This window comes from Nonomuraea sp. NPDC003201, assembly GCF_053590415.1.
The window spans coordinates 1-11,941 of the sequence record NZ_JBSFTC010000315.1 but is presented as its reverse complement, the minus strand read 5'-3'; the positions used below and the strand labels follow the sequence as shown (position 1 = coordinate 11,941).

At 71.9% G+C, this 11,941-nt stretch carries 12 protein-coding genes; all 12 read left to right on the top strand.

Annotated features, from left to right (window positions below; genetic code table 11):
• A partial coding sequence (locus ACWDX9_RS51585) for an ABC transporter ATP-binding protein (protein WP_449969048.1) occupies positions 1-352 on the top strand: 352 nt, incomplete at its 5' end.
• Between the two features lie 32 nt (positions 353-384).
• Positions 385-1,713 carry a lanthionine synthetase LanC family protein gene (locus tag ACWDX9_RS51580; protein WP_350736869.1) on the top strand — a complete coding sequence of 443 codons (1,329 nt, stop codon included), beginning with the start codon at positions 385-387 and terminating at the stop codon, positions 1,711-1,713.
• 72 nt (positions 1,714-1,785) lie between these two features.
• Positions 1,786-3,108: an NtaA/DmoA family FMN-dependent monooxygenase gene (locus tag ACWDX9_RS51575; RefSeq protein WP_449969046.1), complete on the top strand. Its 1,323-nt coding sequence runs from the start codon at positions 1,786-1,788 to the stop codon at positions 3,106-3,108.
• A complete protein-coding gene (locus tag ACWDX9_RS51570) occupies positions 3,105-4,319 on the top strand; it encodes an LLM class flavin-dependent oxidoreductase (RefSeq protein ID WP_449969043.1) in 1,215 nt (404 codons plus the stop codon). Before ACWDX9_RS51575 ends, ACWDX9_RS51570 begins: the two co-directional genes overlap by 4 nt.
• Positions 4,316-5,356, top strand: coding sequence for an LLM class flavin-dependent oxidoreductase (locus ACWDX9_RS51565; protein WP_449969040.1), 1,041 nt, complete (start codon positions 4,316-4,318; stop codon positions 5,354-5,356). Before ACWDX9_RS51570 ends, ACWDX9_RS51565 begins: the two co-directional genes overlap by 4 nt.
• Positions 5,353-6,477 carry an LLM class flavin-dependent oxidoreductase gene (locus ACWDX9_RS51560; RefSeq protein ID WP_449969038.1) on the top strand — a complete coding sequence of 375 codons (1,125 nt, stop codon included), beginning with the start codon at positions 5,353-5,355 and terminating at the stop codon, positions 6,475-6,477. The genes ACWDX9_RS51565 and ACWDX9_RS51560 overlap by 4 nt, the downstream gene beginning before the upstream one ends.
• A gap of 173 nt (positions 6,478-6,650) precedes the next feature.
• Positions 6,651-7,661: an ABC transporter substrate-binding protein gene (locus tag ACWDX9_RS51555; RefSeq protein WP_449969035.1), complete on the top strand. Its 1,011-nt coding sequence runs from the start codon at positions 6,651-6,653 to the stop codon at positions 7,659-7,661.
• A complete protein-coding gene (locus tag ACWDX9_RS51550; RefSeq protein ID WP_449969032.1) occupies positions 7,658-8,464 on the top strand; it encodes an ABC transporter ATP-binding protein in 807 nt (268 codons plus the stop codon). The genes ACWDX9_RS51555 and ACWDX9_RS51550 overlap by 4 nt, the downstream gene beginning before the upstream one ends.
• Positions 8,457-9,353, top strand: a complete 897-nt coding sequence (locus ACWDX9_RS51545; RefSeq protein ID WP_449969029.1) for an ABC transporter permease — start codon at positions 8,457-8,459, stop codon at positions 9,351-9,353. Before ACWDX9_RS51550 ends, ACWDX9_RS51545 begins: the two co-directional genes overlap by 8 nt.
• Complete coding sequence (locus ACWDX9_RS51540) at positions 9,350-10,714, top strand: LLM class flavin-dependent oxidoreductase (RefSeq protein ID WP_449969027.1); 1,365 nt, start codon at positions 9,350-9,352, stop codon at positions 10,712-10,714. The genes ACWDX9_RS51545 and ACWDX9_RS51540 overlap by 4 nt, the downstream gene beginning before the upstream one ends.
• Positions 10,711-11,235: an NADPH-dependent FMN reductase gene (locus tag ACWDX9_RS51535; RefSeq protein WP_449969024.1), complete on the top strand. Its 525-nt coding sequence runs from the start codon at positions 10,711-10,713 to the stop codon at positions 11,233-11,235. Before ACWDX9_RS51540 ends, ACWDX9_RS51535 begins: the two co-directional genes overlap by 4 nt.
• A gap of 200 nt (positions 11,236-11,435) precedes the next feature.
• A partial coding sequence (locus ACWDX9_RS51530; protein WP_449969021.1) for a flavin reductase family protein occupies positions 11,436-11,941 on the top strand: 506 nt, incomplete at its 3' end.

The window sequence follows — 11,941 nt, the reverse complement described above, 5'->3', positions numbered from 1 at the left end:
CGCTGCCGCTGGCCGCCCGACAGCTCGCGCGGGTGGCGGCCGGCAGCGCGTCGCCATCGCCAGGGCCCTCGGACCCCGCCCCGACGTGCTGGTCTGCGACGAGCCGGTCTCCGCCCTCGACGTCTCGATCCAGGCCCAGGTGCTGGACCTGCTCGCCGAGATCCAGGCCGAGTACGGTACTGCCATGCTGTTCATCAGCCACGACCTCGGCGTGGTGCACCACGTCAGCGACCGGGTCCTGGTCATGAAGGACGGCCGGGTGGTCGAGGAGGGCGACGTGACGGAGGTGTTCACCCGCCCCCGGCACCCGTACACGCGGGAACTGGTCGCGGCGGTTCCCCGGCTTTCCTGAATTTCCTACCAAGTGTATGGGATAATGGACGGGTGAGTCTGGACAGGATCCGCGCGTCGAGCGCCCGAGCCGATTCCCCGCTGACCGCCGCCATCCTGGCGGGGCGATGGATCAGATCCGCCGCGGCCGACGACGAGCACGGAAGGCGCTGGCTGGCCAATCCCGATCCGCACGGCGGGTCGGCGGTCACCTCCGAGCCCTCGTCCCTCTACTCGGGGGCGGCGGGCGTCGTGCTGTTCTTCCTCGAACTGGCCGCGGCCACCGGCCACGAGGCGTACCTGGAGGACGCCAGGCAGGGGGCCCGCAGGCTCGCCGCCACCTGGCGCGAGCAGGACGACGTCTCCCTCTACCACGGGCTGACCGGCACGATGGTCGCGCTCATGGAGGCGGGCTGGGTGCTCGGCGACGGCGCGTTCGAGGCCGAGGCCGCCGCCATCGCCGACGTGATCGTCCGCCGGGGCCGGGAGTCCGAGGGCGGTGTCGGGTGGTCGCGGGATCCCGCGCAGCGCGGCGAGGGCGGCGTCATCCTCGGGCTGCTGCGGGCCGCCGCCCACCTGGGCGTGCCCGCGTACGAGGAGGCGGCCGTCGAGGCGGGCCTGCGGATCGCCCGGCTGCCCGTCCCCGGGCACCGGTTCGGCGACTGCGCCGACCTGCCCGTGGACGCCGTCACGCCCGGCTTCCTCGCCGGTACGGCCGGGACCGCGTTCCTGCTGGCCCGCCTGTACGGGGTGACCGGCGACGAGCGCTTCCTGTTCGCCGCGCGCAGCGGCGCGGCCTTCGTCCGCGAGGTCAGCGTCGTGGCCGGCGGTTGCGCGGTCGTGCCGCACCACGTGCCGCACGCCAGGGAGCTGCACTACCTGGGCTTCTGCTCCGGCTCCGCGGGCGTGGCCAGGATGTTCTACGAGCTGTACCGGGTGGGGGGCGACCCCGGCGACCTGGAGTGGGTGGAGCGGCTGGCCAGCGGCATCGTCAAGAGCGGAGTGCCGCGCCGCCGTACCGAGGGCTACTGGAACGTGGCCTGCCAGTGCTGCGGGACGGCCGGGCTCATCGAGTTCTTCGTGGGGCTGTGGGCGGCGACGGGGGAGGAGTCCCACCTGGAGTACGCCCGCGGGCTCGCCACCGACCTGATCGGCCGGGCCACCGACCACGACGGGCGCGGCTACCGCTGGTACCAGGCCTACCGGCGGCTGCGGCCGGGCGAGGTGACGGCCGACACCGGCTACATGGTGGGCGCGGCCGGCATCGGCGCCGCCCTCCTCCACCTCGACGCCGCAGGTCAGGCCGACCATCCGCGCCGCGTCATCCTGCTGCCCGACAATCCGTTCCCGGCGATCCCGCTGCCTGCTTCCGCGCTCCGTTGACAGCGATACCCAGTTTTCCTACTGTTTAACTGGGTATTAAGCCAAGGAGCACATCATGACCGAGAAGGTCGCATGAAGCAGGTCCACCTGGCCGCGCACTTCCCCGGCGTCAACAACACCACCGTCTGGACCGACCCCCGCTCCCGCAGCCAGATCGACTTCGAGTCGTTCGCCGACCTGGCCCGCACCGCGGAGCGGGGCAAGTTCGACTTCTTCTTCCTGGCCGAGGGCCTGCGGCTGCGCGAGCTGAAGGGCCGCATCCACGACCTGGACGTGGTCGGCCGCCCCGAGTCGCTCACCGTGCTGGCCGCGCTCGCCGCCGTCACCGAGCGCCTCGGGCTGGCCGCCACCGTCAACGCCACCTTCAACGAGCCGTACGAGCTGGCCAGGCGGCTGGCCACGCTCGACCACCTCAGCGCGGGCCGGGCCGCCTGGAACGTGGTCACCACCTCCGACGCCTTCACCGGCGAGAACTTCCGCCGCGGCGGCTACCTGGATCGTTCCGAGCGCTACACGCGGGCCGAGGAGTTCGTCCGGCTGTCGCGCGAGCTGTGGGACTCCTGGCGGCCCGACGCCGTGCTCGCCGACCAGGAGAGCGGGCGGTTCCTACGGCCCGGGTCCGTCTCGGCGGTCAGCCACCGGGGCCGCCACTTCACCGTCGAGGGGCGCTTCAACGTCCCGCGCGGCCCGCAGGGCCATCCCGTGGTCATCCAGGCGGGGGACTCCGACGAGGGCAGGGAGTTCGCCGCGGCCAACGCCGACGTCATCTTCAGCCGTCACGGCACGCTGGAGGAGGGGCGGGCCTTCTACGCCGACGTCAAACGCCGGCTGGCCACGTACGGGCGGCAGCCGCACCAGCTCAAGATCATGCCGGCGGCGACGTTCGCGCTCGGCGACACCGACGCCGAGGCGGCCGAGCGCGCCGCCGAGATCCGCCGCCAGCAGGTGGGGCCGCAGACCGCGATCGCCTTCCTGGAGCAGATCTGGGGCCGGGACATGTCCGCCTACGACCCCGAAGGACCGCTGCCCGACGTGGAGCCCGCCGTAGAGCAGGGCGTCTCCCAGGGCCGGGTGCAGGTGGCCGACCGGGTCGCCGTGGCGGCGCGATGGCGGGCCGTGGCCGAGGAGAAGGAGCTGAGCATCCGCGAACTGGTGATCCACATGACCGGGCGGCAGTCGTTCGTGGGCTCGCCCGCGACCGTGGCCGCGCAGATCGAGGAGTTCGTGCGCACGGACGCCGCCGACGGGTTCGTCCTGGTCCCGCACCTCACGCCGGGCGGGCTGGACGACTTCGTGGCCGAGGTGGTGCCGCTGCTGCAGGAACGCGGCGTGTTCCGTACCGACTACGAGGGCGCCACGCTCCGCGACCACCTCGGGCTGGGAGGCGCGGCATGACGCGGGCACCCCTGCACCTGGCCGTCGCGCTCGACGGCGCCGGCTGGCATCCGGCCGCCTGGCGGGACCCCGCCCTCAACGCGCGGGAGCTGTTCACCGCCCGCCACTGGGCCGGGCTGGTCGCCGAGGCCGAGCGCGGGCTGCTCGACTTCGTCACCATCGAGGACGCCCTGGGCCTGCAGTCCTCGGGCCTCGACGGGCCCGACGACCGCACCGACCAGGTGCGCGGCCGGTTCGACGCGGTGCTGCTCGCGGCGGCGCTCGCGCCGCTCACCACGCGCATCGGGCTGGTGCCCACGGCCACGACGACGCACACGGAGCCGTTCCATGTGGCCGTCGGCATCGCGAGCCTGGACCACGTCAGCCTGGGGCGCGCCGGGTGGCGGGTCCAGGTCTCGGCCCGCGCCTGGGAGGCGGCCCACTTCGGCCGCAGGGAGATCCCGGCGCTCATTCCCAAAGGGGACACGGCGGGCCGGTGGGAGCCCGACGAGCGGGCCCGGGGGCTCATCGCGGACCTCTTCGCGGAGGCGGCCGACGCCGTGGAGGTGGCCAGGCGGCTGTGGGACAGCTGGGAGGACGACGCCGAGATCCGCGACGTGGCCACCGGCCGGTTCGTCGACCGGGACAAGCTCCACTACATCGACTTCGCCGGATCCCGGTTCTCCGTCAAGGGGCCGTCGATCACGCCCAGGCCGCCGCAGGGGCAGCCGGTCGTGACCGTGCTCGACCACGGCGGGTCGCCGGTGCCGTACGAGCTGCCCGCCCGCGCCGCCGACGTCGTCCTCGTCACCCCGCACAGCCGTGACCACGCGCGGGACATCGTCGAGCAGGTCAGGAGCCGTCCCAGGGACGGGCACCCGCTCAGGATCCTGGCCGACCTGCTCGTCCACGTCGGCGATGACGCGGCCGGCCGGAAGGACCGGCTCGACGGGCTCGCCGCGCCGCCCGAATCGGACGCGTACACCTTCGCCGGCACCGCCGCCGAGCTGGCCGACCTGCTGCTGGACTGGCAGGAGGCCGGGATCGAGGGGTACCGGCTGCGGCCCGGCGCCGTGCCGCACGACCTGGCGGCGATCACCCGCGAGCTGGTCCCCGAGCTGCGGCGGCGCGGCGCCTTCAGGAGCCGGTACGAGGCCGCCACCCTGCGCGGGCACCTCGGCCTGCCGCGCGCGATCAACCGTTACGCCTCCCAGAAAGTTGACATTGCGTGAAATTTCTGGCCATCACCTTGATCGTTCATGACGGCCGCACGTCCACCAACGAGCGATTCCGCGAGGTCGTCTCCAACGCGGTCCTGGCCGAGGAGCTCGGGTTCGACGGGTTCGGGGTGGGGGAGCGGCACGAGCGGCCGTTCATCTCCTCCTCCCCGCCCGTGGTGCTCAGCCACATCGCCGCCCGGACCTCCCACATCCGGCTGTTCACCGCGGTCACCACGCTCAGCCTGCTGGACCCGGTCCGGGCGTACGAGGACTACGCCACCCTCGACCACCTGTCCGGCGGGCGGCTCGAACTGATCATCGGCAAGGGGAACGGCGCCGCCCAGGCCCAGCTCTTCCACGTCACCGCCGAGGACCAGTGGGAGCGCAACCGCGAGTCGTACGAGCTGTTCCGCAGGTTGTGGCGGGAGGACAAGGTCACCTGGGAAGGGCGATTCAGGCCGTCGCTGACCGAGGCCGAGACCTGGCCGCGCCCGCTCCAGCGGCCGGTGCGCGTCTGGCACGGCAGCGCCACCAGCAAGGAGTCGGTGGACCTGGCCGCGCGCTTCGGCGACCCGCTCTTCTCCGCGAACGTCACCAACCCCATCGAGCCCTACGCCGAGCTGATCGACCACTACCGGGAGCGGTGGGCGCACTACGGGCACGACCCGGCCGAAGCCCTGGTCGGAGCGGGCACCGCGGGCTACTACGCCGCGAGGACCTCGCAGGAGGCCATCGAGACGTACCGGCCGATCTTCGAGGCCCGCCAGGAGACCTTCAAGCGGTACGGCGCGCCGCTCGTCTTCCACTCGCTGGAGGACGCCATCGAGCGCGGCTCCATCCTGGTCGGGAGCCCGCAGCAGATCATCGACAAGGTGCGCCGCTACCACGACCGGTTCGGGCACGAGGTGATGCACCTGCACGCGGACGCCGACGGGCTGACGGACGCGCAGCACCGCTCGGCGCTGGAGCTGTTCCAGTCGGACATCGCTCCGGTGCTGCGCAAGGAGATACCCAGCAGGCCGTTCCCGTTCCCCGGAGGCTCCTCATGACGGTCCCCCTGTCCATCCTCGACCTGGCGCCCATCCCCTCCGGCGGGACCGCCCGGGACGCGATCCGCAACACCGTCGACCTGGCGCGGCGGGCCGAGTCCTTCGGCTACCACCGGTACTGGCTGGCCGAGCACCACTTCGCGCCCGGCGTGGCCGGCTCGGCGCCCGCCGTGCTCATCGGGCTGGTCGCCGCGGCGACCGGCCGGATCCGGGTCGGCTCGGGGGCGGTGCAGCTCGGCCACCAGACGCCGCTGGCGGTGGTGGAGCAGTTCGGCCTCCTGGACGCGGCCCATCCGGGACGCATCGACCTGGGCCTCGGCCGCTCCGGCCAGCGCCGCGCCGAGCTCGCCCGCCCCTCGGAACGTCCCCCGGAGCCTCCTCCTTCCGAGGCGAGGGTGGTGGACGGGCTGCTCATCCCGCCCCCGTTCGACTTCTCCGCGCTGATCAGGGCGGCGCCGCACCTCGCTGTCCAGGCCTCCCTCCTCCAGCAGCCCGGCGCCGAGACACCGGACTTCGCCGACCAGCTCGACGACGTCCAGGCGTTCCTGGCCGGCACCTACACCTCCGCCGACGGGCGGAGCGCCCACGCGATCCCGGGCGAGGGCGCGGACGTCGAGGTGTGGATCCTGGGCAGCAGCGGCGGCCAGAGCGCGCAGGTGGCGGGGGAGCGGGGCCTGCCGTTCGCGGCCAACTACCACGTCAGCCCGGCCAGTGTGTTGGAGGCGGTGGAGGCGTACCGGGAGGCGTTCAAGCCGTCCGACGTCCTGGAGGAGCCGTACGTGATCGTGTCCGCCGACGTCGTCGTGGCGCGGGACGCGGCCACGGCGCGGGAGCTGGCCAAGCCCTACGGCCTGTGGGTGCGCAGCATCCGCACCGGGCAGGGCGCGATGCCGTACCCCACTCCGGAGGAGGCCGACGCCCACGCGTGGAGCGAGGAGGACAGGAAGCTGGTGGCCGACCGCCTCGACACGCAGTTCGTCGGCGACCCGGAGGCGGTGGCGGACGGGCTGCGGGTGCTCCAGCGGGTCACCGGGGCCGACGAGCTGCTGATCACCACCATCACGCACGGCCACGCCGACCGCGTCCGCTCGTATGAGCTGCTCGCGGACGCCTGGCGGTAATTCATGTATGTCCAGTAGGAAAAGTTGACTTTAGGGACCGGGGAACGTAGTTTCGTGGGTATGGGCCTTTACCTGACCCGGCGCCCGCACGTGGACTTCGGCCACGTCGCCAGCGCGCAGTGTCGCTGATCACGTACCGCTGAACCCCCCTCTCTCCCCTCAGAGGAAACAACGTGATCAAGACCAGACATGCCCTCCTGGCCGCCTTGATGTCCGCCTTCCTGGCGGCCTGCGGCACGGCCCAGGCGAACCCCCAACAAGAGGTGAAGGTGCTGCGCTACCAGGGCAGCGCCGGCAACGTCACCTTCCCCGAGCTGGCCGAGCAGCTCGGCTATCTCGGCGACGTCAAGCTCAAGTGGGTCGGCAACACCACCTCCGGCCCCCAGGACATCCAGTCGGCCGCGACCGGGCAGACCGACTTCGGCGGCGCCTTCAACGGCGCCATCGTCAAGCTCAAGGCCGCCAAGGCGCCGATCAAGGCCGTGATCGGCTACTACGGCTCCGACCAGGCCACCTACAACGGCTACTACGTCAAAGAGGACAGCCCGATCAGGTCCGCCCGGGACCTGATCGGCAGGAAGATCGGCGTCAACACCCTCGGCGCCCATCACGAGGCCGTCATCAAGGAGTACCTCAAGCGCGAAGGGCTGACGCCCGAGGAGGTCAAGCAGGTCCAGCTCGTGGTGATCCCGCCGGTCAACACCGAGCAGGCCCTGCGCCAGGGGCAGCTCGACGTCGGCACCCTCGGCGGCGTGCTCAGGGACAAGGCGCTGGAGCGCGGCGGCCTGCGCCCCCTGTTCAAGGACGTGGACCTGTTCGGCCCGTTCACCGCCGGGTCCGTCGTGCTCCGCGAGGACTTCATCGCCGCCAACCCCCACACCGTCAAGACGTTCGTGACCGGCTTCGCGAAGGCCATCGAGTGGGCGCAAACCCACTCGCGCGAGGAGGTCGTCGCCAAGTTCCAGCAGATCATCGCCAAGCGCGGCCGCAACGAGAGCGCCGACGCCGTGCGGTTCTGGAAGAGCACCGGCATCGCCGCCAAGGGCGGTGTCATCGCCGACCAGGAGTTCAAGACCTGGACCGGCTGGCTGGAGCGCGAGGGCGAGATCAAGCCCGGCCAGGTCAAGGTCTCCGACCTCTACACCAACGAGTTCAACCCCTATGCCGGCGGGAGCGGGTCATGACCAAGATCAGCATCCGGAACGTGGCCAAGACGTTCCAGGTCAGGGACGCCGACCAGCCGTTCACCGCGCTGTCCGGCATCGACCTCGACGTGCGTGAGGGCGAGTTCCTCACGCTCGTCGGCCCCAGCGGCTGCGGCAAGTCCACCCTGCTCGACCTCATCGCCGGGCTGACCGCGCCGACGTCCGGGGAGATCCTCATCGACGGCGCGCGGGTGACCGGGCCCGGGCTCGACCGGGGCATCGTCTTCCAGCAGTACGCGCTGTTCCCCTGGCGTACGGCCCGGTCCAACGTCGAGTTCGGGCTGGAGGCCAAGGGCGTGCCCAGGAAGGAGCGGGCGCGGCAGGCCCGCGAGCACCTCGCGCTCGTGGGGCTGACCGGGTTCGAGGAGCGTTATCCGCACGAGCTGTCCGGCGGCATGCGCCAGCGGGTGGCCATCGCGCGCAGCCTCGCGTTCGACCCCGACGTGCTGCTGATGGACGAGCCGTTCGCCGCCCTGGACGCGCAGACCCGCGAGTCCCTCCAGGAGGAGCTCGTGCACGTGTGGGAGCAGACCGGCAAGACCGTCGTGTTCATCACGCACGGCATCGACGAGGCCGTCTACCTCGGGCAGCGGGTCGCCGTCATGACCTCCCGGCCCGGGCGGATCAAGGAGGTCATCGACGTGCGCTTCGCCTCGCGCGAGGGAGATCTGCGGGCGGATCCGGCGTTCGGGGAATACCGGCACCGGGTATGGGGGCTGCTGCGGGAAGAGGTCGCGGCGGCGCAGGTGCTGGAGCGGAAGGTGGCGACCAGTCGTGGCTGACCAGAAACTGCTCCCCGGCGACGTCCACCAGTACGACGAGGCCGCCCCGACCCCGACCCCGGCCCCGACCCCGACTCCGGCTCCGACCTCGGCTTTGGCCTTGACGGAGCCGTCGCGCCGGCGGTTTTCCGGCGGGCGGTGGCTCAGGCGGGCGGTCACGAACTCCACCGCCATCCTGCTCCTCCTCGCCGCCTGGGAGGTGCTCCCCAGGCTCGGCGTCGTCGACCCCGTCTTCGTCCCGCCGCTCTCGGAGAACCTCGTCGCCTGGTACGACCTCCTCGTCAGCGGCCGGCTTCCCGAGCACCTCGAGGCGTCCCTCGCCCGCTCGCTGTCCGGCTTCGGCCTGGCCATCGTGCTGGCGATCCCGCTCGGCCTGCTGATCGGCTGGTACAAGCCGGTCGCCGACTTCCTCACCCCGCTGCTGGAGCTGTTCCGCAACACCTCGGCGGTGGCGCTGCTGCCGGTGTTCACGCTGATCCTGGGCATCGGGGAGACGACGAAGGTCACCTTCGTGCTGTACGCGTGCGCGTGGCCGATCCTGCTCAACACGATCAGCGGCGTGAAGACCGTCGAGCCGCTGCTCATCAAGTCGGCCAGGTCGATGGGCCTCGGCCCGGTCCGCCTGTTCCAGAAGGTGATCCTGCCCGCCGCCGTGCCCACCATCTTCACCGGGGTGCGGCTGGCGGGCGCGTACTCGATCCTCGTCCTGCTCTTCGCCGAGATGGTGGGCGCCAAGGCCGGACTCGGGTATCTCATCCTCGACACCCAGTCCAGCTTCCGCATCCCCGACATGTACGCGGGAATCATCACGATCTCCGTACTGGGCCTGCTGTTCAACCTGCTCCTGGTCGGCGTCGAGCGCCGCTTCTCCACCTGGAGGACCACTTGACGAGAAAGCTCCACCTGAACGCCTTCCTCATGGGCGTCGGCCACCACGAGGCGGCCTGGAGACACCCCCGAACCGAACCCGCCCGCCTCACCGACGTCCGCCACTACCAGGAGCTCGCCAGGATCGCCGAACGCGGCAAGCTCGACTCCGTCTTCCTCGCCGACGGCGTGGCCCTGCACGGCGACTTCCGAAGTGGCCGAGTCCGCCACGCCGTCCGGCACAACGCGCTCGGCGGCCTCGAACCCCTGACCCTGCTGTCGGCCCTGGCCGCCGTCACCGATCACATCGGCCTCATCGCCACCGTGTCGACGACGTACAACGAGCCCTTCCACGTGGCCCGCAAGTTCGCCTCGCTCGACCACATCAGCGGCGGCCGGGCCGGCTGGAACATCGTCACCTCCGCCGGCGAGGCCGAGGCCCGCAACTTCGGCATCGTCCGGCCCTCGCACGCCGACCGCTACGCCAGGGCCGGCGAGTTCCTGGAGGTCACGCGGAAGCTGTGGGACAGCTGGGAGGACGACGCGATCCTGGGCGACCGCGTCGCCGGCGACTATGCCGACACCGGCAAGATCCACCCGATCGAGCACGCGGGGGAGCACTTCTCGGTCAGCGGCCCCCTGAACACCTCCCGCTCGCCCCAGGGCCACCCGCTCCTGGTCCAGGCCGGGTCCTCGGAGGACGGCAAGGACTTCGCCGCCCGCTACGCCGAGGCCGTCTTCACCGCCCAGCAGACCCTGCGGGAAGGGCAGGAGTTCTACGCCGACCTGAAGCGGCGGCTGGCCGCCTACGGGCGGCGGCACGAGGACGTGCTCATCCTGCCGGGCATCTCGCCGATCATCGGCTCGACCGAGCGCGAGGCGCTGCGGCTGGAGAAGGAACTGGAGGACCTGATCATCCCCGCGTACGGGCTGGCGCAGCTCTCCCACATGACCGGCATCGACCTCACCGAGGACGCGCTGGACGGGCCCCTGCCCGACGTACCCGTGGAGACGGAGGGCGCGCAGAGCCGCCGCAAGCTCGTCGTGGACCTGGCCAGGCGCGAGAACCTCACGGTCCGGCAACTCCTCAACCGCCTGGCGGGCGGCCGGGGCCACCGCGTGGTCGCGGGAACGCCGGAGCAGATCGCCGACCAGCTCCAGGAATGGTTCCTGGCCGGCGCGGCCGACGGGTTCAACGTCATGCCGCCGATCCTGCCCGGCGGCCTGAGCGACTTCGTCGACCACGTGGTGCCGGAGCTGCAGATCAGGGGCCTGTTCCGGTACGAGTACGAGGGACGCACGCTCCGCGAGAACTACGGCCTGCCCAGACCCCCGTCCCGCTACGCCGCCGGCGGACGGCGCGAAGTGGCGGTGACGCGATGAGCATCGTGACCCTCGTGGGCAACCCCCGGCCCGGCTCCCGCACCCTTTCGGTGGCCACCACCGCGGCCCAGGCCGTCGGCGACCGCCTGGGTGCGGCCTCGGAGGCGTACGAGGTCGTGGACCTGTCGGGCCTCGCGCCCCACCTGCTCTCACCCGTCGCGCACCCCGACGTGCGCGCGGCCCTGGAACTGGTGACCGGCGCGAGCGTCGTCGTCGTGGCGAGCCCCACCTACAAGGGCACGTACACGGGGCTGCTGAAGTCGTTCCTCGACCGCCTGCCACCGGACGCGCTGGCGGGCACGGCGGCGCTGCCGCTCCTGGTCATGGGGGATCCCAAGCATGCGCTGGCGGTGGAGGTGCACCTGCGCCCGCTGCTGGTGGAACTGGGCGCCTTCGTGCCGACACCGGGACTGGCGGTGCTGGAGTCGCAGATTCCGGAGCTGGGAGAGGTGGTGGCGGGGTGGGCCGATCGTGTGGCGCCGCAGGTGACCGCTGTGCTCAAGGAAGGGGCGCTTTCGTGACGGAGACGGTGGCCGCCCGGGAGGCCCGCCGAGCCAGAGAGGCCCGCCAGGCCCGGGACGCCCGCCGCACCTCAGACCCCCGTCCGGGAAGGGACCCCCGCCCGACCCAGGACCCTCGCCCGGGTTCGGACCCGTCGCTTGCATCGGGGAGCCGGGCCGCCCCCGACCTCCGCAATGGGCACGCGTCCGAGGCGCCGGCGGTGCCTGCGACGCGCCCGGCCCCGGAAGCGCGGTCGAGCGCGGAGGAGCCGGAGAGGAGTGCGGTCGACGCCGACGGGTTCCGCCGGGCGCTCGCCGTACACGCCGCCGGGGTCGTCATCATCACCGCCCAGAACGACGGCATCCCCGTCGGGCTGACGGCGACATCCTTCTCCTCCGTCAGCCTCGACCCGCCCCTGGTCTCGTTCTACGTCGACCAGTCCTCCACCACCTGGCCCTGGCTGCGCGACGCGGACCACTTCGCGGTCAACGTCCTGGCCAGCGACCAGGCCGAGCTGGCCGCCAGGTTCGCGCGCAAGGACATCGACCGGTTCGCCGAGCCCACCCGCTGGCGTCCGGGCCCCCTGGGCGCGCCCCTGCTCCAGGACGTCTCCGCCCACCTCATCTGCCTCCCGCACAGCGGCCGATACTGGGGCCGATCAGAGGCGGTGGGTGGCGTCGCTGCGATAGTCGGTGTACGTGTACGGGTTGTCGAGGACCTTCGCCG